Raw genomic sequence first — 23,203 nt, 5'->3', positions numbered from 1 at the left:
CTACTTTCTATTTATATGAACATTATAATAGAGTGCGCGAATCGCAAGAGATAGGCTTTTCAACTTTACTAAGGGGAGAATGATACTTTTTTTCTCAAAAAAAGCGTTAATCTGCCTTGGTTATTTTTGGATCCGTTCGCTGAGCCGCAGAGATACAAAAAGAGCGGAATGCTTGTTATTAGCAAGTATCCAGCTCTTTTTGTGTTAACTATTAAGCAACTAACTTCTCGCAAAAAATTACTTTCCGATTTTAACCTTTTGGGGAATCGATTATTGATACCTTTCATCCATTCCCCAACCGCACGATTCATCGACCAAATTCAAACTGTCTGGCAGCGCCGGAACTCTCCGGGCGTTTCTCCGGTTATTTTCTTGAACATCCGTATGAACGAGGTGCCATTGCGGTAGCCGATCTGTTCCCCGATGATCTGAATGCTGAGACCGGAGCCGACAAGCAGCTCCTTTGCCTTCTGAATCCGAATCCGATTCATATGATCGCTGAAATTCGTCCCCGTCTTCTCCTTTATGTATACAGACAAGTAAGCACTGGACATGTCCAGCTTATTCGCGATCAGATCTAATGAAATGTCATCCGAATATTGAGTCTCCAAGGTTTTCATGACATATTCGATAACTTCGTCTTTCTCTTCCTTCTTCACCCGAACCCAATCTGCATATTTAGGAACAAGCATGTCAAAGCACATCTTGAATTCCGCCAAAGTAAAGCAGATATTCAATTCCTTCCGCAGGCTTACGACCTGGTTCCTTACTGCGCTATCCGCTTCATTTTGCTCCAATGTATTCACGATACGGGAGGCTAATGCCTCACTGAATTGACGGAACTGGGCCAATGTCACTTGGCTCCGCTCCATCTCCTCCAGCATACGATGAACCACATGCAGGCACATTTTTTCATTGCCGGCTTGAAGATACGCGTACAATTCTTGTTCCTGCGCAGCTGGAAAAACAAACAAGGACGGAGTCGGTTCCTGCTTGACGATAATTTGCGTTTCATCCATCGTACGGACCTGTTTAAGCATATCCGACACCTGCTCGTAGGCCATGTTCAGCTCGGCACTTTGTTCGAACACAGAGCTGACCGCCATCATAACGAGACAAGCATGACGGTCTTTATCCAGTGTTTCCTTTATCTGCAGCAGCGCTTCCGCCATCTGGTCCGGCTTATCCTGCCTGAATACGACGGAAATGATCTGATCGTTCTCGATTTGGAACGTATAGGCGTTCAACTCATACTCAGAGAGGACGATTTCAATGTATTCCCCGATATAACGCTTGATATCTACGCTTAGCCTTTCGGAGCTTCTTGCATTCAGCTGGTATAAGATCAGCAAGAAGGGCCCCTCCGTCTGGGCAAAATCGCGCCACCCCGAGATGCCGGTATGCAGCGATTTCAGTTTGGCGATATATCCATAATTGGTCAGTAGCGAGTTACTACTCTTCAGTTCGTTATGGATCTTTTTCCGTTCTTCCTTCAACGTGTCAATGTAATTGCTGATCGTTTCAAACTCATGAATGGCGGATTCCATCCGCAGATGCTGATCTTCCGGATGCTGCAAAGAGGCGATAATCCGCTTCACTGGTGACTGAAGACGTCGGCTGAACCAGTAAGACATGCCCAATGCGATGGCTATGGAAGTAAACAGAACGATGATCTGAGTAACCCTAAGATTGGATATTTGGGCCGCGATGTTAGCGTAAGGGACAGCTGTTACGTATCGAAGGTGATTATCCTTATCCTCATGAATAAAGAAATACCAGTTTTGAAACAGTTTGTACGATTCACCCGAAGTAAAGACCGGAATTTCTTCTATGGAAGCGGAGGACGTTGAACGATAGAGGGTCTCTCCCTCCTCGGTTTGAATAACAAACGGCACATTACCTAGCAGCGTCTGGTTCAGCTTGTCTGCGTCCAGCATAGCGATTAATTCGTAATTGGCGTCCGGCAGCTTGAAGGAGAATGGAATGTACGTTTTTTTCTCCTTACTAAAGCGATCGAGCGGGTATGCCTGCGCCGGGTGCATACGATAGTTCCCCGGACGATCGAATTCCTTCTTCCAATAAGACAGGTCGTAAGGCGCATGAAAGTTCGGCAGGGAATCGAGGACGACTTCCGTGCTGCTGCCTTCCTTGTCCGCCATGAACAGATTCGAGCGATACAGCACCATAAGATTATCCAGGTAAAATAACGGATTGCCGGCGGTTTCCCTCAGATTTCGTACCATATCGATCACAAGAAAATAATTGGCTTTCCCGCTTTCGTTCGAAAGCAGCTGCCCGTTGAATTTGGTAATAGTATTGTCGTGATACATTTGAAACAACACGGTTCTCAGTCGGTTGAAATGACTGTTGTAATGCTCCGAAGCCTGAGTAAGCAAATGCTTATTGGAACGAATGATCTCATGCTTTATATTCTGTTGAAAAAAAGAAAATAATAGAAAATTAAAGACGGATAACAGTACAATGATGGTCAAAAAGCTGATAAATATTCGTACGAGAAACGATTTTCGCTTCTGATTCATGAGTTCCATGATACCCCTCCCTAACCTCAAAATCTTCTATATTCATGCTAGCAGGTCGCGAAGGCCACAGGCAACACATTTACAAAACCTTATCATCCTCCCTAAAAAACTCATCATTTCCTTGTGCCGCAAGGGCTTAACCCATTTCTCCCATGCATGAATCAAAGAAAGTGTCTATTCTCTAAAAAAGAGTCAATTTCATTTCTACCAGCCACCTACTATCATCAACCTTGAAAGCGATGAAAGGAGGTGTGACTTTTTGGAGCAAACAGTACCTAGCAGCAGCAAGACGTATCCGGTAAAAAAGCTTAGCGGGCAGCGCTGGAAAAACCGCTGGAAGGGTATTAAGCGAAATTGGGATTTATATATGCTGATCCTTCCGGTGATCGTCTTCTTCATCCTGTTCGAATATGTGCCCATGTACGGAATACAGATTGCCTTCAAAGATTTTTTCGTGACAAAAGGAATTTGGGGGAGCCCGTGGACCGGCTTCGAACATTTCGAGCGGTTCTTTGAAAGCTTCTACTTTTGGAGAATCCTTACCAATACCTTCTCCATCGGGGTTTTTCAGATCGCCGCAGGATTCCCAGTACCTATATTACTTGCGCTGATGGTTCATGAAATCGGGCGAAAAAGTTTCCAGAAATGGGTGCAAACCATCCTGTACGTCCCTCATTTTCTCTCCACCGTGATCGTAGTTGGGCTGATGATGATCTTCCTATCCCAAGAAAATGGTCTCGTCAATCATGTTCTTGCTTGGTTGGGCTTAGAACCGATTGCCTTTTTGACGCATCCGGGGTGGTTCAAAAGCATGTACGTTACATCCGGGGTGTGGCAGCAAATGGGCTGGAATTCCATCATTTATCTCGCTGCCTTGGCGGGGATCGATCCCCATCTTCACGAAGCCGCCCAAATGGACGGTGCCAGCAGGCTTCGGCGTATCTGGCATATAAATATACCGGGTTTGCGGCCTACCATTATTATTCTACTTATCCTGAATATGGGTACGGTACTCGGCGTCGGATTCGAGAAAATTTATTTGCTGCAAAACTCGCTGAATATGCAGGCTTCCGACGTGATTTCCACGCATGTGTACCGAAGCGGTATTCTCGGAGCGGAATATGGTTTTTCTGCGGCAGTCGGCCTGTTTAACTCGTTGATTAATTTTGTGATGCTGGTTGTGGTTAACGCCATTGCTCGCAAAGTTAGCGAGACCAGCCTATGGTAAGGGAGAAAACCAATGAAGCAAAGCTTGATGGACCGAATTTTTATCATATCGGTATATTGCCTTTTAATAATCGTAATGCTGCTTGTACTGTACCCTTTGTACTTCGTGCTAATTGCCTCCTTTAGCAGTCCACAGCTAGTGCTGAGCGGAGACATCTGGCTTTGGCCGAAGGGAATATCTTGGAGGGGCTATGAGAAACTGTTTCAGAACCGGGAGATTATGCAGGGCTACGGCAATACGATCCTGTATACGGTGAGCGGAACGGCCATTAATCTTGCGCTTACCGTAGCGGCTGCTTTTCCCCTGTCACGACGAAATTTTATGGGCAGACATTGGATCTCAGGCTTCATGGTGTTTACGATGTTTTTCAGCGGAGGACTGATCCCTACCTATTTGCTGATCAAGCAGCTCGGATTGTTGAATACCTACTGGGTCATGGTTCTTCCAGGCGCCGTTTCCGTTTGGAACATTATGCTGATGCGCACCTTTTTTCAAAGCGGGCTGCCCTTTGAGCTGCAGGAAGCTGCTGCCATCGACGGCTGCTCGAACCTGAGAATTTTATTGAGAATCGTGCTTCCCCTGTCTGCACCCATCCTGGCAGTTATGGTACTCTTTTATAGTGTGGGGCACTGGAATGCTTACTTCAATGCGCTGATCTATTTGTCGGATCGGGACAAGTACCCGCTCCAGCTCATTTTACGGGAGATTCTGATACAGGGGGAAACCAAGGATATGGTTGACGTATCTGAGGGGTCTCTGTCCAATTCGATGCTCGACGTGGAATCCATCAAGTACGCTATCGTCATTGTGGCGAATCTACCGATTCTCATTTTGTATCCGTTCCTGCAAAAATATTTCAATAAAGGCGTGATGGTCGGCGCCCTCAAAGGATAGAAAAATATAAAACGGAGGTATTTTTATTATGAAAGCAACCAAAACGACGGCCTTGGCGATGTCCGCAGTACTTACTTTTGGGTTGATGAGCGGCTGCGGAAATATGGAAGATAGAGGAAAGTCCACCAAAACGGAAGACAAAGCATCGCAGAATGTAAATGCCACCGGTTTTCCTATTGTCAAAGAGAAATTTAAGCTCACATTGTTTACCGGCCAATCACCGCAAAACGGCAACAAATTCGAGGATACGACGGTTTGGAAAGAGTATGCCCGGATGTCCAACATTGACGCGGAGTTCCAACTGGTTCCCTTTGGAAGTCTTACTGAGAAACGGAATCTGGCGCTGGCAAGCGGAGATTATCCGGATGCCTTCTATTCGGCGAGGGTGCCTGTCGCGGATCTGATGAAGTACGGCAGCCAAGGCGTGTTTCTTAAGCTGAATGATCTGATTGAGAAGAATGCCCCTAACTTCAAGAAGCTTTTGGACAAATATCCTGATCTGAAAAAGGGATTGACGATGCCGGACGGCGGCATTTACTCCTTTCCTTCCATATATAGTCCCGAATTTTTGCCTATGCTGATCGGTACGCCGCTGTGGATCAACAAGAACTGGCTGGATAAGCTTAATATGAAAGAACCCGAAACCACAGAGGAATTTTACAACTATTTGAAGTCTGTAAAAGATTCGGACATGAACGGCAACGGTCAGAAGGACGAGGTCCCGTTAAGCGGTATGTTCGGTATTCAAACGATTCAACGCTACATCGGCGGTGGCTGGGGCTTCGGCAACAGGGGAGCCGTCGCCCACCCGTACGTAGACGTGGATCCGGCTTCCAACAATCTGAGGTTCTACCGGACCGATCCGAAGTATAAAGAAGTGCTGCAGTATATGAACAAGCTGTACTCAGAGGGATTGATTGATAAAGAGATCTTCACGCTGAAGGATACGGCGCTTTATGCCAAAGGTGAGAAAGGTCTGCTGGGAGCGGCATTCGTTCCTCATCCCCAAGCGGTCATGAATCAGAAGGGCTTTGTGGGACTTGGAGCGTTAAAAGGTCCTCACGGGGATCAGTTATTTGTATCTGTGAAAAATCCAATAGCATGGCCTGGGGCCTTCGTCATTACGGATAAAAACAAAAATCCGGAGGCTACGCTCCGCTGGATCGATCATTTCTATGGAGATGAAGGAGCTACCTTCTACTTTATGGGACAAAAGGATGTCACCTATACGCAAAAGCCAGACGGCAAGCTGGAGTTTACTGACGAAGTGAAGAATAATCCGAACGGACTGACCCTGGATCAGGCGGTAGCCAAATTCACGACATGGCCTGGAGGCAGTTATCCGGGATATGTACAGGAGAAATATTTTAAAGGCTCCGAAAGCCTGCCGGAATCGGTCGATGCAGGTATGAAAGCGTCCAAGAATCTCGTTAAAGAAATGTGGTACAGCTTTAACTTCACGGAAGAGGAAACAGCATTTATGAGCTCCAAGGGTGCCGACATTCAGAAGTTCATCACCGAGACCGAGGCTAACCTTATCAACGGAACGGCTTCCTTCGACGACTGGGATAAATATGTGGCGACTGTTCAAAAAATGGGCTTAGACCAATACTTGTCCGTCTATAAAGCTGCGTACGAAAGATATTCCAGCGGTACCCGTTAGAGGAAGCTGATCTGGAAGAGAGATTAAGAACAATCGGGGCACCCTGCACATTCGTTCCCGCAGAGGTGCCCCAATATGTTTCCGAGTTCAGCTCCATTATTGTAAAAATATAACGATAAATGGCCCCCACAATTAGTGCGAGAGCCATTGTTTATCAGATCATCCTTGTCATTGGTTCTTCGGAACGGTTACCGTCAATGTTACTGTTTTCACGTTACCTGCATAATCCGTAGCGACGTAAGTAATGGTGTATACCCGTCCTCCTCCGCTTCCGGATCGCTCAGCCCTCAAATCAAACATATAATCCAGTGTGTCAAAGTCCGCATTTTGAATATCTTGCGAGGTGTCTCCGTCTCCAAGACCATCATCTGGTTCGTTAGAGGTGATGGATTTTAAAACAATAGACTGAATGCCGGAAATTGGATCTATTGCGCCGTAAGTGTCGGCCGTTACGGTCACCATTTTATGATCAGCCGGCCACAGCTCGTTTTTATCCTGATTCATTTGCATTTCCGGTGCTGTTTTATCTACTTTCACGACTTCACTCTTTAGCTCTTCCGTGTTTCCTGCCTTGTCCTTGCTTTGATACTCTATTGTATTCGTTCCTTCAGCTGAAACGTCTATGGCGCCATCATAGGTTTGCCATTGGCCGCCATTGATCCGATATTGAACTTTATCGATACCGGATAATGGATCCGACGCATTTAAGGTCAACTTTACATCCGAATGATACCATCCGTTGGCATTGGCCGAAGGTAATTCGGCTGTAGTGACCGGAGCCGTCTTATCTATGTTGATAGACAGGCTCTTCGGGGATTCAGCGTTTCCGGCCTTATCGACGCTCATATACGCCAGAACGGTATTACCCTCAGCGGAAACGGTAATCGGACTCGAATACGGTTGCCACTGCCCGTCATTATTCCGGTATTTCGTGATTTCGACACCGGATTGATCGTCAGTAGCGGCAAGCGTTACCGTTACATCCGTATTCTTCCAGTCTGAAGGCACATCATCGGTCGTAATCGGCGGAATATCATCCTGCGCAGCTCCAGGCTGCGCATATACCTCAAATTCCCATAGTGAATATCCGTAAACGGTACCTCTTTGTAAACCCAGCATCCTTACATACCTTGCGCTGGTTGTCGAGAAAGAGATATCGTCTATTCCTCCATTACCTATTTGGGTATTGTAGACGTCAGTCCAGTCAACAGCATTGTCGGACACTTGTATCTTGTATTCTTTACCGTATGCTGTCTCCCAGTTTAGTCTAACCCTGCTCACATTCTTCGTTGTACCGAGGTCCGTATATATCCACTCATTGTCGGTATAATTCGATCCCCACCTTGTAGTTGTCTTCCCATCGAATGCGTTACCGGCAACTAAAGCAGCCGTTTTGGATGAACTGGCCGTAACCGGTCTGTCCAATGCGAGGTTCACTCCGTAAGTATGCACATTCTCCAAGCCGGCATTGACGATCTTCATGATATTTACCATATCCGTATAGGGCTGATCCTGTTGGTTTACTAAGCCAATATTGAAATTCTCGCCGTCTTTACGCCATGTAACCGCTTGATCGAAGTACGAAAACCAGCCTGAGCCAATATATAACGGATGTGATGTTTCGCTTTCCACGAAAGATTTGTAAGCCATGCCTCTATCCGCTATACTTGCTACAGTTGTACCCCCATTTACGGGTGACAACCCCCGCGCTGTAGTACTAAATGTATATTCCAGATTCAATAGCGGTTTTCCGAAAGCTTCATATCTGGAAATCCAACTTGGATCGCTCGTGTAATTGTCCACTGAAAATGCATCTACAAACTCCATTGCCGCCGAATCCCATTCCAGACTGGTCCTCCAAGTGGGAACTACAGACGAACCTAGGAACAGATGGTTTGTATCATGTCTTTTGATTATATTTTTGATCGTTGAGAAATAAGTTCTGGATGCCAGCTTGATATATTCCGATACATCCGCAGCAGGCACCTTGGTTATATTGATCGAAATATTCTTTAACTCGTCAAACGATACCGCGCTCGTACCCAAAAGCTGGTTGACGGCAGTAATATCATTGTTGTACCTTGGTGCGAGAAAAGCCACAAAAGAGCTTTTAGCCGCAGAAGTCGAATTATATGTCAGTACATCTTTTACAATATCGGTTGTCCATCCGGCCTCATTATCGTAAGTATAACCGATTAGCCACGGGTCATTCTTCGCTTTATCAAGCTGAGGGGTCAATGCCGTTTCTATAATGGCTTCACTCTGCGGGTCAAAAACATCGTAAGTCCATTGAATCCTTTTTAAGCCGCCGGGGTCTTGCAGGACATTAATGTACGGAAAAGTTATATTTTTGGGTCTGGTCCACTTGCTGAAGGCGTTAAAGCCCCAATCTATCAAACGTTTCTTTGTGATATCCTCCCATTTCGACTCATAGTTGCTGCCGTATTTTTTCATAATATTGGCGATAACGAAGCTTACTCTTTCGCCATTAGAATCGTTTACATAAGCAGGAGCATAAGCGACCGGATCGGGAAGTTCCTCAAACACCCCTCTCGGAGTACCGTCAGCTTTTTTAAGCGGCGTCCCGTATCCCCACTCCCAAATACTTGTAGCATCCACACCTTTTAGAATAAATTTATACCCGTCCGGGGTAACAAACCACCATTTGTTATCGATTTGTTGAAGTCTGAAATAACCGCTGCTTGTATAACTTCCTCCACTTTTAATCCCGCCGTACGGATCGAATTTTGCAAGATCAAGTGAAACATTTGACAGTGCATTCGCCTCATTCGTATATTCCTGCTGCAGCTGCTCGTCGGATGTTACCTTTCCAGGCCAGGTTTCATAAACCCACTGCCCGTACTTGTCTGCCATTAAGCCGTCTTTTTTCAGTTCGAGAGCCATTTGCCCCGCAGTAAGCACAGGTCCGGGATTCACGCCTTCCTGTCCGATCCCTTTATAAATTTGAACTTCGGTGAGGGGGATATGCTGAAAGGCATGAGGACGCTTAATATCGATGACAATAAATCTAGCCGTCTTGTTCGACATCGGTACGTTGACCGAATAGTTCCAGGTTGAACTTGGGCTTGTCGAGACTATTCCAGGTGTTCTGATGTGTTTGGCAGCAATATAATAATAATCCGTTACAGCCTCAGGGCGGTATTTTACCGTAAACTCTTTAAATCCCCAAGCCGAATTGGGTGAATTCAGGACGACGTTTATACGGTCCAGCGGATAGTCCTTCAGCAGGTCAAATACCACTTGTATAGTTCCTGGGGCAGTCGCGCTCCCCGTCCATCCTGCATACGTTGTCGTTAATCCATCAAGCAGCACGCCATTGGTTGAGGATATGAGCCCGGTTGCTCCTTTGTCTGGACTATTGCCTCCATTCGGGGCAACACTAAAGTAATAATTGCCGGTTTTCAGCAAATTATCTGCCATTATGCTGTCTTTGTTCAGTTCGAGAACCATTTGCTCCGCAGTAAGCGCAGGTCCGGGATTCACGCCTTCCTGTCCGGTCCCTTTATAAATTTGAACTTCGGTGAGGGGGATATGCTGAAAGGCATGAGGACGCTTAATATCGATGATAATAAATCTGGCCGTTTTGTTCGACATCGGTATGTTGACCGAATAGTTCCAATCTGAGCTTGGGCTCGTTGAGGTTATTCCTGGTGTTCTGGTGTGTTTGTCAGCAATATAGTAATATTCCGCAGACTCCGGGCGGTATTTTACCGTAAACTCATTAAATCCCCAAAACGAATTGGGTGAGTTCAGCACGACGTTTATACTGTCCAACGGGTAATCCTTCAACAGGTCAAATACGACCTGTACGCTCCCTGGGGTACCCGTGCCGCTCCCCATGAATCCGGCATACGTTGTGGTTGATCCGTCAAGCAGCACGCCATTGGCCGAGGATATCAATCCGGTTACTCCCTTATCCGGAGAACTGCCCCCATTCGGTGCGACGCTGTAGCTATAATTGCCGGTTTTAAGCAGAGTTCCTGACCCATGAACACCTCCGGCAGGGATAAACGTTGCTGCCATGATGAGTGCTAGAAATACTGTCAAAACACGGGTCGGATACCATTTACGCCATTTACGCCATATTCCCATCATTTAATCTCCTCTTTCTTCCTACAAGTTTTTAAGAATACGCTTACAAACGAGAAAAACTTACTTCGAATGCATCTGTTTAGTCCTCTTCATGAAACATTGATTTTGATGCTGTATATCGACCACCCCCTCTCATTCTACCTAGATATATAAGCGCTTCCATAATATGGGGTTAAATCGGCGCATCATCGATACCCTCGATTTCTTGCGCCAATTCAATACTTTACTCGTCTGTATTACTCCTCCATCTTCCGGCCTTTAGCGTCAAATTGCTTAACATACGCAACCAGCTCAGCGAAATTCACCCAAGAAATACCCACCTTTTGATCTGCAGCGCCATAAGACATAATCAGATCATCTCCTGCAATAATTCCACCTGTTGTAAACAAACATGGCGTAGGATAATCGCTCGGCATTTCCCAAGCCTGCCCGGCGTACATTAAACGCTCAGAGCATCGATGCGTCACAACCGGGAAGTCGTTATCCTGCTCGCGTACAATCAGGAAGGATTGTGTATACCCAAAGTGGATATCCTTCTTACCATGATAAGAAACGAGCCATTCGTTAGCTGAAATCTTGAGCGGCGCCCAGCTTGCTCCGATCCGGTTGTTCTCCCAGTGGAATTGGCTGGTTGCCAGCAGTCGGTGGGTTACCCGGTCCGTTGCGAAGTCCTCCAAATTCTCCGCTGCAGCGAGGTAGATCGACGGTTTCTTTACTTGAGATCCTTGCGGGAATAATGCAGGTTTCATCGGACGGTGAAGCATCACATATTGCATTTTCCCATCAATTCGCATCTTATCGGGGAACAGGAAGACATCGCGATTATCGCTTACATGACCTTCCGTCAATGGGCATACATAGATAAAAGCTTCTTCATAGCGGCTTGCTTTCAGCCTATCCAAATCCAGCTTATACAAGACGGTTACGGTATTGTTGGTGCGCGCTGCAACGCTGAATGCATCATCACCTTCTTTCACCCACTCCGGCACATAGTCGTTGCGTGTATCAACCGAAGGCTCCTGATCAATGAGCCAATACGGACCCGGCGGAAACATCCGGCATGCCACGGAAAGATACAGCTCCCCTTCCACTGGAAATATGCGCGGATCCTCGATGCAGCCGTTGGAATAATCACGCACCCGATTACCGTGTATATCTGTAATGTAGATGTCTTCGAACCCCTCATTCAGAGCAGGAGCAAGTGCTGGCCTGGAAAAGTCGGCATCCCACGTCTTGCCTAGGTCGCTGCTTACTGCGTACCCCAGAAAGATCGGATATGGGTCGTGCTTACCTTCCTTGCGCTTTTGAGACCATGGACCCGTAGCCCGAAAGAGCATATGCAGCTTATCAGAAGCCAGATCTTTTACAATAGCTGGGTTTAGCACCATTTTGCTTGCCCACTCACAACCAGGAACCGGTTCGAGCACCGGCTGCAGGGAATATCGGAAATGCGGCTTCATGAAGATGTTCCTCCTGTTTTTGGGACCTGCTTGCTCACATAAGTCATTTCTACACATCCTCTGTCATAAAAGAGACTTCATTATTTCGGAATAGCTGCTCAATTCGTTCCGGTTTCACAGGGATGGTGATGCCCATCTTCCGTCCTTGCTTCTCGCACCAGGCGTATAGTGAACCATCGTTATATTCGCTGCCCGCTTGCAGTTCTTCCGCTTGCGCTGATAATGTAAATAAAAACACCCATGCCGCTTGGTTCCATTCATGGAAATTAACTTCTTTCCTCGGTCCTTCATAGATGATGTAATCGATGCCTAGGGTGCCTTCTTGCTCTGATCTCGTGATCGCAATACGGGGCACTCCCATGTCCGAAAAGATGGACAACTGCTTGACCCGCAAAGTTTGACCCCCGATGACAACTGCAGCATCGTAATCAAGCGTGTTGCCGGAGAAACAATCTACTCCCTCGATATAACCTCCAATTTCTATACGAATCCGAAGGTCCTCCGCCTCAAACACACCGTTAACAGGGTCCAGTACAGGGTGCCAATCCCCGAAATTCAAAGCCATATTGATTCCGAATACGATATCACTCTTATCCTGTACTCCCGTGAAGACAGCCGACGAAAAGTCCATGCCATCTTTCAAAAAGCGCAGCTGTATATAGGCGGCCTTACCATGGTTATCCACATATGCAATCAGATTCCGGCGCTGATTCCACATCATGTCCTTTGAAAAAGAACCTAAACAATATGCTTCCTGCATGTACGTGGTGGCATAGCTCTGGTAGCCCATCTCCTCTTCGTCGAATACTGGGCAGCGGAGAACCCGTTCTTCTTCCAAGCTGAAATAAGGCAACAGTTCCTCGGGACAACGAATTGCTTGAGGGTTAGAATTGTTCTCAGATGCATCTCTTAGCAAACCGTACTCAAAGCTGCTCTCACTTAGCATAGGAGAATAGGAGCGGCTATGAGGCCCCGCCCATTCCTTCGTACGCGGGTGGTAACGTTCAGCTATCATTTTCCATGCGACGTGAAGCAGCTGCTCTGTTAATTTGATGGAAATGGAGTCCTTGGTCTCCTCATGAATATGGTGAAGCTCCTCGATCGTAATCGGCGTATAGCAGGGACTATTAAATTCGACAAAGGTGCCAAGACTCATGGTGTAATCATAAAGCCGCTGCAGTCGATTCCGGCCATATTGTACAAATGTCTCTTGTCTAGTGACCTCTCCGCCTACGAGTGTAACGAAAGCCCCCATGGCCGCTATATTGGTATAGCTAGGGCCGACATCCCGTTTCACGATGGCTTGGCAGGCATACCCTATTGCTTCTGACAATCCTTGTCTGAGCACTTCGCTTAAGCGATCCCCATGGCGCTTCAGCATTAAGACCAACTTCTTGCCGATGAAATCGGCATAGTTCCAATCCGGAGCTTCCATCTGGTCCAAGTGCTCCTCATAATAATAGGACCAAATACCATAGGTAGGACTATCCTGACGCTTATCCTGCAATTGCAAAATGACCGATAATATTTCGGCTGCCCGTTCCGAATAATGAGGTAGCGAACTGTCCAACAAATCTAACGCATATATAACAGACAAGTAGGTGCTGTGCACAAAAGGATAGGAATCCTTTTTAAGAGCTGTATGGTACGTTTTCGTAATCGGTCCATACTGCAGTTTCACCGCGGGATTGTATGAAGCTTCCCGTTCCGAAAGACTTGCCATTAGATGCTCCTTATTGCTGAGAGCCGACATAAGTTATCCTCCGCAGATTAAAATGTGTGTACTTAAGACTATCCCTTAACCGCACCAATCGTCATACCCTTGATGAAATAACGCTGCAGGAATGGGTATAAGAATATGATCGGTCCAATCGTGATGCATACCGTCGAAAGCTGAACGCCTGCCGCTGAAACCGGAATATTTACATTCGTATTTAAATAATCTAAATTCTGCGCATTGGACACAACTCTTCTTAACATCATCTGCAGTGGGTGATTATGCGGATCGTCAATAAACATCAGTGCATTGAACCAGTCATTCCAATAGGAAAGCGCATAGAACAGCGTGATCGTTGCAATCACAGGCATGGAAATCGGCCAGATGATGCGGAAAAAGATATACAGCTCATGCGCTCCATCCATGGTCGCCGCCTCATTTAATTCAAATGGAAGCGTTCGGAAATAGGATGTCATTAAGAATGCGTTGAATGCGGAGAACAATTGGGGCAAGATCAGCGCTAATAACGAGTCCCGCAAGTTCAGCCAGTTGGAGATGAGCAAATAATAGCCTACTAGACCAGGCGCAAAAAGCATTGTGAAGTAAATGTAAAAGGAAAGGAAATTCCGATACTTCACCTTCAGATGAGCTGTAACATAAGCGAACATGGAAGTCATGAGCACTGCCCCGATGGTACCAACCACAGTAACGAATATGGAAACAAAGCCGCTTCGGTACACCTGACTGCCATTAAATAAGAAACGATAGGAATCAAGCGTAAATTCCGTAGGGAACATTTGAAAGCCTTTAACAATCTGATGCTCCGCTGTGAATGATCCGATATACACAAGCCAGAAAGGAATAAGGCAAATAAGGGCAAAAAAACCTATGAATACATATGCTACGGCGGACACGGTCCATTGGGATGCATCTCGTTGTTTCAATATCATACTAAAGCTCCTCTCTAGAATAACTTGGAGTCATTATCAACTCGGCGGACAATCCAATTGAAGAAAAGAATGGTGATAAAACCCATGACCGACTGGAATAATGCTATTGCCGCAGCATTGCTGTAGCTGTTCATATTCGAGAAATCCCTCAAGGATCGGTACGTATAAGTATCAATGACATCCGTAGCCTTGTAGAGCAGAGAATTGTCTCCAATAATTCCATAAATCAAGCCGAATTCACCGTAGAAGATCTGTCCCAAAGCGAGAAGCGTCAGTACGATAATGGTCGGCCGCAACAACGGCAGGGTAATGTGCCAGATCTGCTGCCAGCGCTTGGCGCCGTCAATTCTTGCGCTTTCATAATATTCTTCTGAGAAGCCGGTTATCGTCGCAAGATATATAATCGAACCCCAACCGGCTCCCTTCCATACGAATATAATGGTCAAAAGCATAGGCCAGACCGATGGTGTCTGAAACCAATCGACCGTCTGAAAGCCGGCATCTTTCAGCAGCTGATTAATCATGCCGTCCTGCCCGTTAAAGAAATTCAAGACCATCAGATTAACAACGATAATGGAAATAAAATGCGGCAAAATCACAAGTGATTGGGTTACCTTCTTGAAAAAAACTTGTCTAATTTCATTCAGCAGCAGGGCAATTAATAAAGAGCTCACGGTGCCTGCCGTAATGAATAAAAGATTCAAAAATACGGTATTTAATGTAACCGCCAACCAATCAGGTCCTGTGAAAAAAAATGTAAGATTGTCAAATCCCACCCATCGACTTCCCCAGATCCCCTTAGCAGGTATAAACTGCTTAAAGGCCAATAGATGTGCAGACATTGGCAAATAAGAAAATATAAATACGTACACAATTACAGGAAGCGCCATAGCATATAGCCATATGTTCTTCCTGAGTTCTCGTATAATACTCATGTTCATGCTCACCTTTCCTTTCGTATGTGTTTGTATCTTACCCATTCGTGGAGCTGGCGTATAGTCTTGCTTTTATCAATGAGTTTGAACTGTAACAGCCCATAGAGGTTTGAATTCTATCACAACGAAAGTCCGGAGTTTACCAATATGAAAAGCCGGCGAACCTAGAATCTAGGTCGCCGGCTTTTAGGGCAGTTTACTTCTTTTTACTGGCCAGGTACGCATCCAGCTGTTTTTGATACTCAACTTGGACTTTCTTGACATTAGCATATGCTTTATCCTTAAACTTCGCTAAACCATCTTTCGGTTCCACCAGACCCATGACTATCGGATCATACAACTCTTTACCCACAGTGCTCAATTGTGCAATTTCATTGGATACCGGGCTTGGATCGAAAGTAAATCCGGCAAGAATATCCGCCGTAAAATTATTGGGATCCCGCTGCCACTTATTCAGCTTGATCACATCTTCCGGCAAGCTGGCATCGATGCGATCCAGCTTGGAGTTCCAACCCCATGCGAAAGGAATGCCTGCATAAGGGCTTTCTTTGATGGGTTTAAAAAGGCCTTCGCCCGAATCTTCCCAGTTTTTACCCTTTATTCCGTAGGCAAGCAAGTCGTAATTATCCTTCTGGTTTAACCAATTGACGAATTGAATGGCGCGTTCTTTGTTTTTGCTGACCACGGGGACGGCAATGAAATTTCCTGCTTTGAACGTTGAGGCCAGCTTCATGCTGGGATCATAGAAACTGAATGCTTCTGCGGTGGCTCCCGGAACTGACTTTTCCAGAGAAGTTCGGGTGCTAAGAGCTACACCGAAATCATTGAAGGTTGCTACAGCTGCTTTTCCTTTAGCAAATTCCGCATTTTTAAGAATGAGGGCATCTTTGGCAAGAATCCCATCCTGGTAGATCTTGTAATTTTGTTCGAAATTTTTCATGATCATAGGATCCATGTTATCAAAGATATTATAGGCCTTTCCATCATTGCCTTTGGTGTACAGTCCAGGATAATTCGATATAGCGGCAAGATTGGCTTTCGGATCCAGCATACTTGCCATCTTCAAACCAGTATGTTCGGTGCCGTTCGGAATGTACGGGGTGATCTCCGGAGCCTTCTCTTTCACAGCATACATAAATTTGACCAGATCGTCGTAGCTCTTGATCGGAGCAATGCCTAGCTTCTCTCGGATGTCCTTGCGTATAACAAACGTCCACGGACGAATGAAATTCACTTCAAGCGGTACTGCGTACAATTTACCGGTCACTTTGTTGGCTTCTAGCAGTTGCGCAGAGCGGTTGCTTTTAATCTCAGGTCCATACTTATCAATGATTGAGTCTAATGGTTCGTAGAGCCCAGCAGCAATATTTTGATACGGATTATTATCCCAGATCAGATCGTAATCTTCCGCGGAGGATAATGCGACTTGGCGTTTCTGAAGGACATCCGCCCATGGAATAAACACCACGTTCAGCTTCACATTAAGCGAACCGGCAAGACGATTCTCCATCTCTCCCTTCACTTCACTCCAATTGGCCGGCGGATCTCCCGGGAACATGATTTTCAGTTTAACCGGATCTAATTTGGCCACCGTGGAAGCTGCCGGTTTGGTGGTTTCGGAAGTTGCCGCCTCCTTCGAACCGCAGGCGGCCAATGTTCCTGCCAGTATTAGCGATGTCACCATTAATAAGATACCTTTACTTCTTGACTTCACTGTTTAACCCCTCCTGTTTTATGATCAACCGAGCAATGACATAACCATGGTTCGCATTTTGGTTTCGTGTATCCGGTGTGCTCGGTTCGTACTAGATCATACTCGGATTGCTCAGCTTCCGTACAGTCCGGTATCTATCAATCGGTATGAAATGTTATAAAGGGCGGAGTATCAATTTCCCAACAATCAGAGTACGAATTTCAATGCACTAAATCATGTTTTTCCCAAACGGTATTGGTTCGGCGTCATCCCGGTTGCTCGCTTGAATGCCGCAAAGAAGGTACTCTTGGTTTGAAATCCGGACTGTTCCGTTATATCAGCAACGGTCCAATCGGTCGTTGTAAGCAGCTTGATGACATGCTCAATCCGTTGGTCTGTAATATAATCGGATAGTGAGCAATTAAAATGATCCTTGAATATTTGTCTGGCATAGTTCACAGACATGGAGACATGTGCGGCAATGTCATCGACGGAAAGCATCGGATTGTGAAGATGATTACGTACATATTCAATCATCTCCGCAGCAACCTCATCCTTTCGGCTCAAAGCATTCTTCTTGCGGTTCTGTTCTATGGTTTGTAGCATCACCTGGTACAGCCACGATTTCACTTCACCTAAGGTGGCAAATTGTTCCAGAAAAGAATGGATACTCTTCATCCCTTGAAACGTTTTATAGTTTTTGAAGCTTTTCATGATTGAATAAATGATGTGAGTCAACTGCAGTTTGCATTCCTGATAACTTAGTTCCTGCATATGCACGGTGAGGTGATCCAAATAACCTTCAAGTGCTTTATCATTCTTAAGCTGAACAGATTGAATAACCTGTTTCAGCAATGCTTCATCGAGATCACTGTCTTTGCCTCGTTCATATCGCTCCAGATCATCAGAAGTAAACACCCTATCCTCATGATTAATGAATCCCATTAACGTCAGTTCGTAAAGCTGGTTATAGATAATCTGCAGATTCTCCTCAACATCAAGCACGGAACTGATAGCTGCATGCACTTCCAGCTTAAGCCATCGACTGATCTGAACCTTTACATCATCCATCGCTCCTATTGCTAGTGCCATTTCTTCCTCTGAAGTAGACAAAGAAATGAGCGCCACAATGTGATCAGAGCCGAAATCGACTGTTTCCGCAACAAACCCGTGATTCGAAAGAACTTCTGCCATAATATTCCCTAATGCAAAGCGCAATAATTTGCGCGAAGCAAAGTCAAACTGTTCTTCGAAGCGTCCGTACGATTCCAGACGAATGACCGCCATGCGAAACCATTCCGTTTGGAGAATTTGCGTTTGGTTCCTAATAAACTCTTCAATTGGTTTGGATGACTTCGAATTAAGAATCCATTGACGCAAGAAATCATCCTTCACCAAAGCTTTGCTGCTCTTGATCGATGAATCCAATTGTTCGATCTTCGCAACAAGCGAATGGAAACCGGAATGAATCCATGCCATTTCATTGCCGGCATTTGATGCTTGTAGGATAGCATGTTCCTTACCTAGTTTGCTTCGTATTTGAGCTGCCAAGTCACTAAGAGGCTTTAAGCTGCGGTATGATTGCCAAAACAAATATAACAGCAAGGCTAACAGCATAAAGATCGAAGAACCAATAATTTGGATACGAATCTTAGCAACCTTATCTTGCCATAAGGAGATCGGCGACATGTGATATATATTCCATCCTTCTACAGGGAACCGTTCCGACTGAATGGACCAGGTTTCATTGCCAGTCTTCCATTTCCATCCCTGGTCTGCCGCCGTTTTATCTACTTCCATTAGCGCTTTGGTTAACGCAGGGTCCGTATTCCCCAGGATGAACTCTTTATTTTTGCCTTCAATATAAATTTTATTGGGATCATCTGCTGAAATCTGCAGCATGTTCTCATTCAACAATGGTTTACTGAACAGAATTGCAACAAATCCCTGATAGTTCTGATTAGGTCCGGCTGCTGGTACGACAAGTGCAAGAAACGATTCTCCTCCCACCTCATGGTTAACATACTGCAGATACGGCGTTTTTTGATTCTTAATGTAGTCCAACATCGTTTGGTCATAAAAATTCTTTGTCGTATAGATGCTCGATTCAGAAGTGTAGATTTGATCAATATGAAAGTTAATTAAATAAATGCCTCGAATGAAAGGCTCACTGCTCATAAATTCCCTTACACTTGTCGCTGCTTTATCCAATGTCAATGGGGAGTACTGGTCCTTTTCCATGTTCATCCAGAGCGCAATACTTTGATCCGAATAGATTCTTAGCGCAAACTGGCGTATTTTTTGCAGGGTAAATTCCGAGGTTTTAACGATTTGATTAATTTTCACCTGGTTGGACTTGTCCATTTCATCCATTGCGCTTTTAGCGAACTGCTGGCTCAGGAACACGGTGAACACTAGGGTAAGTAAGCTCACTGCAATGCATGAATACATAAATATGTTTAAATACATCTTCTTCGGCTTTAACCGGCTCCACATGGCATACCCTTCTTTCTCAATATATCCCACGAAAACAATATGACAGATTACCTGCTTTGTCCAGTATGAATCTTATCAAAGAAGTCCGAATTTTATTACATGAGCAGAGTCATCTTCGTTTAAATCAGTCCACACCAAATCCCCCTCATTTTCTCACCATAGTAGTCTCATTCGATGATTAACTGTTAATTCCATCAAATTCATGACATTTGTTCATCCTCTCTTTCCTAATTAATTTAGCAATAAAAAAAGCCTCCACTTTTACGAGTGAAGGCCTTCCTTTGTGAGGTGTGGGTGTTTCAGACGATACCATAACATTGACGGGAATCGGGGATTGCAAACCCGGAGCAAAACCAATTGCTCATCCCAAACATTGATGAGTATTAACGGCTCTCTATTTGTAACTCATGAAGATGCCGGGCTTGCTCGAGTTGAGATTCATATGTCTATCCGCCATATTTTTCATGAGATAACAACCACTTTTTACGTGTTAGTCCGCCGCCATAACCGCCCAACTCACCATTCGAGTTAATAACACGGTGACAGGGAATCACAATAGCCAGTTGATTTGTGCCATTAGCCTGAGCTACAGCCCGATAAGCGGTTGGTTTACCGAGTGAAATGGCAATGTCAGAATAGGAACGAGTTTCCCCTGACGGTATTTTTATTAATTGCTCCCAGACGCTTTTCTGAAAAGTCGATCCCATTAAAAAGTGAGGGGTTTTAAACTCGGTTAGTGTACCGTCGAAATAATGAGTAAGTTCCCTTTCAATCGACCGAATTGGCTCTGTTAGACCAGGGATAATTGCTGATTTAGTTCTTTTTCTAAGCCGTTCTACTTCAAGCTCTAGGCCTCGGCGATCAACAAATTCTAAAAGATAGAGCATACTCTCATCCCCGATGCAAATCATGGGACCAAGCCGAGTATCCAGCCAAGCTGCTTTAAGTACCAGGCTATCTTCTAACCTAGTAGGCGATGCACCCATGATGCGCGAGAAAGCGTCTCTAAGCCGCTGCTGGAATCATAACCGGATGCTAATTGTGTATAAATGATAGTTTCACCTGATCTAATGCTTTTCAAGGCCAGTCCCATACGACGGGCCCGTGCATATTCAACAAAAGTCATCCCGAATCGCTTTTTGAATTGACGGCGTGCCGTTGATTCATCAACAGAGAGATCTTTAAAGTCTTGCTCTTTCCATCGCTTTTCTGGGTTTTTCTCAACGGCTTCAACTCAGGCATCAATTTCGAAGCGGTGTTTTTTATTTTCGTCAAGCCCTCCATTCAATCGACCTTCATAATTTTATAACATTAAGTTTACCTTCGTTTACGCTCTTAAAGTACGTAATCCAAATCATATGTTAAAGAGAGGAAGATAATGATGTTTAAAAAATGGACTGACAAGCGTTGGATTCGTACAACCCTTCTGCTATCGCCACAATTGTGGCCGTTCCTACTGTCAATGTTGTTGTGGCAGATCAATTAGCGACGAAGATGCCGACCGCAGAGATCCACAAACCGTCTCTGCAAAGACAGGATTGTTCTTACGTGGAAGGGCGACACGGCGACCACTCAAGCTTACAAATTCACTTAATGGTTTAAGCAATAATGCCCCTTGCTCTGCTTTCTTTTCTGATATTAAGTGACTAAATAAAACTTGTTCACCAATCTTTTGTATCTCTATCCACACGAATTAAAAGAATCAATATCATTGATTATTACGAAGTCAGAATTTGGAAAGTAACATTGCTGCTTCTGTTATTTGCTCGAACCATGTTGATAGTAAATCCAAACCTTGTAAATCAGACGGGATTGGTAAGTACGGTATACACCCATAACTACAGTCTTGAGCTCTTGTTTCCGTTAGTGCAACGATTCTACTGACCCTAACACTTACAAATCACTAACATGTTTACCATCTGGATCTTTAAAATTTAACCAATGGCCATTCTATATATCGGTGACAAGTTCACTTGTACGGTCTTTCATGAATTGGTAAGCCTTATGTATATCGTTGAGTCCAATCCAGAAGATAATGGTGGTTTTGGATTTACCATCAGGGCGTACAAACAAAGGAGCCGCAACCAGGAAGATATCAATCGTCAAGACCTAATCCCTCACGGATACACTCCGCCACCTGGAGAATAACGGTCTTGTCCTCCGCGAAGTCTTCCCAACCGTACCCATTTCCGTTGAATACTCGCTGACGGAGAAAGGTAAAGATTTTCAATCAGCTTTGAAGGAAATGGAAAAATGGGTCCAGTAAATGGGGCAATTCGGCGCCAGCCATCGTTTCTGACGTCCAATCATTATAATCGTATGGCACAGTAAACCGAAATAACCGCCAGGATGCTACAAACCCTGGCGGTTATTTGCTATTTTTCAAAAATTGTCATTAGTTTACCTTGATAGTCCTCCAAATAGATGGATTTGAAGCATTTCTGCCGCCTACCTACCCAAGTCGGACCACCTATTTGATTCCATTTTGAACAAACTGGAAGCGTTTGTTGCCCAACCTTTGTACGCGGTCTACATATGGACAATCATGTTATCCAGTCACACGACTCACAATTTTTAGAACCGCATCTCTCGTTAATTTGTTTCCACCAACAGCGATGAGGTTTACCGTAGCATGAGCTAGCGCTAATGGTATCTTACAAAAATTCAACGCTGGACCTTCCTTCAGATCAGCGACATATGAGTCGGCGAGTTGTAAATTGCGACGTGTGTACTGTTGCATCTCCTTGAATCCCCAACCGTCAGGAAAGAAGTCAACGCCACGTTTAAGATCCTCCGCTCTGTTTCGGAGGATATTTACTGACTGAAGTCCTCTTCCGAAGGCAATCGCCTTCGTTAGATCGGATTGCGTCCCGTCATGCCACAACCATAGTTCTGATAGCATTTCTCCAACCATACCAGCCACGCTATAAGTATAGCGGTCCAAATCCTCTTCCGTATGAATGTTCCACCCGTTCTGAACCCATTCGGCCATTTGTAACGACATCTTTGCGATGTAATGATATACGATTGGAGCTGCGGAAGATGGACAAAGAAGCGCCCACTCATCGAGTTGCATTGTAACTGCCGGTAATACGGCCCCATACGGTGAGAGTAATTTTTGTGTTGCTTCGATAATATATGGGGATTGGAATGCCTCGTATATCCCGAGTAATAATTCCACTTTCAATTGGTCTGTGAGTTCTTCATGATCCTCGATTTCATCTATAGCTCGCATACACAGATAGGCAGATGTTACAGCCTCCCTCAATCCTAAATCCAAGTAACTTATCGGAATATAAAAAGTACGGCTTGTTTTCTTCAACATGGTCATTGCATTATTCAGGACGACGTTATTAATGGATACTACCTCCAATGATTAGCTTTGCTTATAAATTATTCATGCTTAATATCATGATAACATACGTTGATATTGTCAAGCCAAATACTATAACCATTACTCTTCTAAACTGCCTTTTAGTCCAATAGCACAAAGAGACCCACAGCAACGGGCTGT

The 23,203-nt window shown here is 45.0% G+C and carries 12 protein-coding genes and 2 pseudogenes; 4 read left to right on the top strand and 10 right to left on the bottom strand.

Annotated elements, in window-relative coordinates; all coding sequences use genetic code 11:
* Positions 1–320: 320 nt before the first annotated feature.
* Positions 321–2,549: an AraC family transcriptional regulator gene (locus QFZ78_RS34035; protein ID WP_307553897.1), complete on the bottom strand. Its 2,229-nt coding sequence runs from the start codon at positions 2,547–2,549 to the stop codon at positions 321–323.
* Between the two features lie 250 nt (positions 2,550–2,799).
* On the opposite strand from QFZ78_RS34035, the gene QFZ78_RS34030 reads away from it, so the two are divergent.
* Genes QFZ78_RS34030 through QFZ78_RS34020 form a run of 3 tightly spaced genes read left to right on the top strand, consistent with a single transcriptional unit; the run spans position 2,800 to position 6,325 of the window.
* Positions 2,800–3,768, top strand: a complete 969-nt coding sequence (locus QFZ78_RS34030) for an ABC transporter permease (RefSeq protein WP_307553895.1) — start codon at positions 2,800–2,802, stop codon at positions 3,766–3,768.
* A gap of 12 nt (positions 3,769–3,780) precedes the next feature.
* Complete coding sequence (locus QFZ78_RS34025; RefSeq protein WP_307553892.1) at positions 3,781–4,662, top strand: carbohydrate ABC transporter permease; 882 nt, start codon at positions 3,781–3,783, stop codon at positions 4,660–4,662.
* 28 nt (positions 4,663–4,690) lie between these two features.
* Complete coding sequence (locus QFZ78_RS34020; protein WP_307553890.1) at positions 4,691–6,325, top strand: type 2 periplasmic-binding domain-containing protein; 1,635 nt, start codon at positions 4,691–4,693, stop codon at positions 6,323–6,325.
* Positions 6,326–6,493: 168 nt separating this feature from the next.
* On the opposite strand, the gene QFZ78_RS34015 is transcribed toward QFZ78_RS34020, so the two are convergent.
* The 8 genes and pseudogenes from QFZ78_RS34015 to QFZ78_RS33980 form a co-directional block, all read right to left on the bottom strand.
* Complete coding sequence (locus QFZ78_RS34015; protein ID WP_307553888.1) at positions 6,494–10,441, bottom strand: discoidin domain-containing protein; 3,948 nt, start codon at positions 10,439–10,441, stop codon at positions 6,494–6,496.
* Positions 10,442–10,674: 233 nt separating this feature from the next.
* Positions 10,675–11,898, bottom strand: coding sequence for a glycoside hydrolase family 130 protein (locus QFZ78_RS34010; RefSeq protein WP_307553886.1), 1,224 nt, complete (start codon positions 11,896–11,898; stop codon positions 10,675–10,677).
* A gap of 49 nt (positions 11,899–11,947) precedes the next feature.
* Complete coding sequence (locus QFZ78_RS34005; protein ID WP_307553884.1) at positions 11,948–13,651, bottom strand: hypothetical protein; 1,704 nt, start codon at positions 13,649–13,651, stop codon at positions 11,948–11,950.
* A 38-nt stretch (positions 13,652–13,689) separates the two neighbouring features.
* Positions 13,690–14,565 (bottom strand): carbohydrate ABC transporter permease, encoded by an 876-nt coding sequence (locus QFZ78_RS34000; protein ID WP_307553882.1) that lies wholly within the window; start codon positions 14,563–14,565, stop codon positions 13,690–13,692.
* A 14-nt stretch (positions 14,566–14,579) separates the two neighbouring features.
* Positions 14,580–15,500: an ABC transporter permease gene (locus QFZ78_RS33995; RefSeq protein ID WP_307553881.1), complete on the bottom strand. Its 921-nt coding sequence runs from the start codon at positions 15,498–15,500 to the stop codon at positions 14,580–14,582.
* Positions 15,501–15,696: 196 nt separating this feature from the next.
* A complete protein-coding gene (locus QFZ78_RS33990) occupies positions 15,697–17,214 on the bottom strand; it encodes a DUF3502 domain-containing protein (protein WP_307553879.1) in 1,518 nt (505 codons plus the stop codon).
* Between the two features lie 213 nt (positions 17,215–17,427).
* The gene (locus QFZ78_RS33985; RefSeq protein ID WP_307553877.1) at positions 17,428–19,689 is read right to left on the bottom strand and encodes an AraC family transcriptional regulator; all 2,262 of its coding nucleotides are present in this window, start codon (positions 19,687–19,689) and stop codon (positions 17,428–17,430) included.
* Between the two features lie 446 nt (positions 19,690–20,135).
* Positions 20,136–20,923 (bottom strand): annotated as a pseudogene (locus tag QFZ78_RS33980) (bifunctional transcriptional activator/DNA repair enzyme AdaA); the annotation flags it as partial.
* An 861-nt stretch (positions 20,924–21,784) separates the two neighbouring features.
* On the opposite strand from QFZ78_RS33980, the pseudogene QFZ78_RS33975 reads away from it, so the two are divergent.
* A pseudogene (locus QFZ78_RS33975) lies at positions 21,785–22,004 on the top strand (winged helix-turn-helix transcriptional regulator); the annotation flags it as partial.
* Between the two features lie 233 nt (positions 22,005–22,237).
* Here the strand turns inward: QFZ78_RS33975 and QFZ78_RS33970 are convergent.
* Positions 22,238–23,020, bottom strand: coding sequence for a squalene/phytoene synthase family protein (locus tag QFZ78_RS33970; RefSeq protein ID WP_373461155.1), 783 nt, complete (start codon positions 23,018–23,020; stop codon positions 22,238–22,240).
* Between the last annotated feature and the right edge of the window lie 183 nt (positions 23,021–23,203).

This window comes from Paenibacillus sp. V4I5 (genome assembly GCF_030817255.1).
GTDB lineage: Bacteria > Bacillota > Bacilli > Paenibacillales > NBRC-103111 > Paenibacillus_E.
Note: the sequence above shows the minus strand (reverse complement) of the source record. Positions and strands in the feature narration are given on the sequence as shown.

Excerpts from the sequence above, each read along its gene's own strand:
- QFZ78_RS33985 (WP_307553877.1), bottom strand. The coding sequence starts at position 19,689 with ATGTGGAGCCGGTTAAAGCCGAAGAAGATGTATTTAAACATATTTATG.
- QFZ78_RS33970 (WP_373461155.1), bottom strand. The coding sequence starts at position 23,020 with ATGACCATGTTGAAGAAAACAAGCCGTACTTTTTATATTCCGATAAGT.
- QFZ78_RS34010 (WP_307553886.1), bottom strand. The coding sequence starts at position 11,898 with ATGAAGCCGCATTTCCGATATTCCCTGCAGCCGGTGCTCGAACCGGTT.
- QFZ78_RS33995 (WP_307553881.1), bottom strand. The coding sequence starts at position 15,500 with ATGAGTATTATACGAGAACTCAGGAAGAACATATGGCTATATGCTATG.
- QFZ78_RS34000 (WP_307553882.1), bottom strand. The coding sequence starts at position 14,565 with ATGATATTGAAACAACGAGATGCATCCCAATGGACCGTGTCCGCCGTA.
- QFZ78_RS34005 (WP_307553884.1), bottom strand. The coding sequence starts at position 13,651 with ATGTCGGCTCTCAGCAATAAGGAGCATCTAATGGCAAGTCTTTCGGAA.
- QFZ78_RS34035 (WP_307553897.1), bottom strand. The coding sequence starts at position 2,549 with ATGGAACTCATGAATCAGAAGCGAAAATCGTTTCTCGTACGAATATTT.
- QFZ78_RS34020 (WP_307553890.1), top strand. The coding sequence starts at position 4,691 with ATGAAAGCAACCAAAACGACGGCCTTGGCGATGTCCGCAGTACTTACT.
- QFZ78_RS34025 (WP_307553892.1), top strand. The coding sequence starts at position 3,781 with ATGAAGCAAAGCTTGATGGACCGAATTTTTATCATATCGGTATATTGC.
- QFZ78_RS34015 (WP_307553888.1), bottom strand. The coding sequence starts at position 10,441 with ATGATGGGAATATGGCGTAAATGGCGTAAATGGTATCCGACCCGTGTT.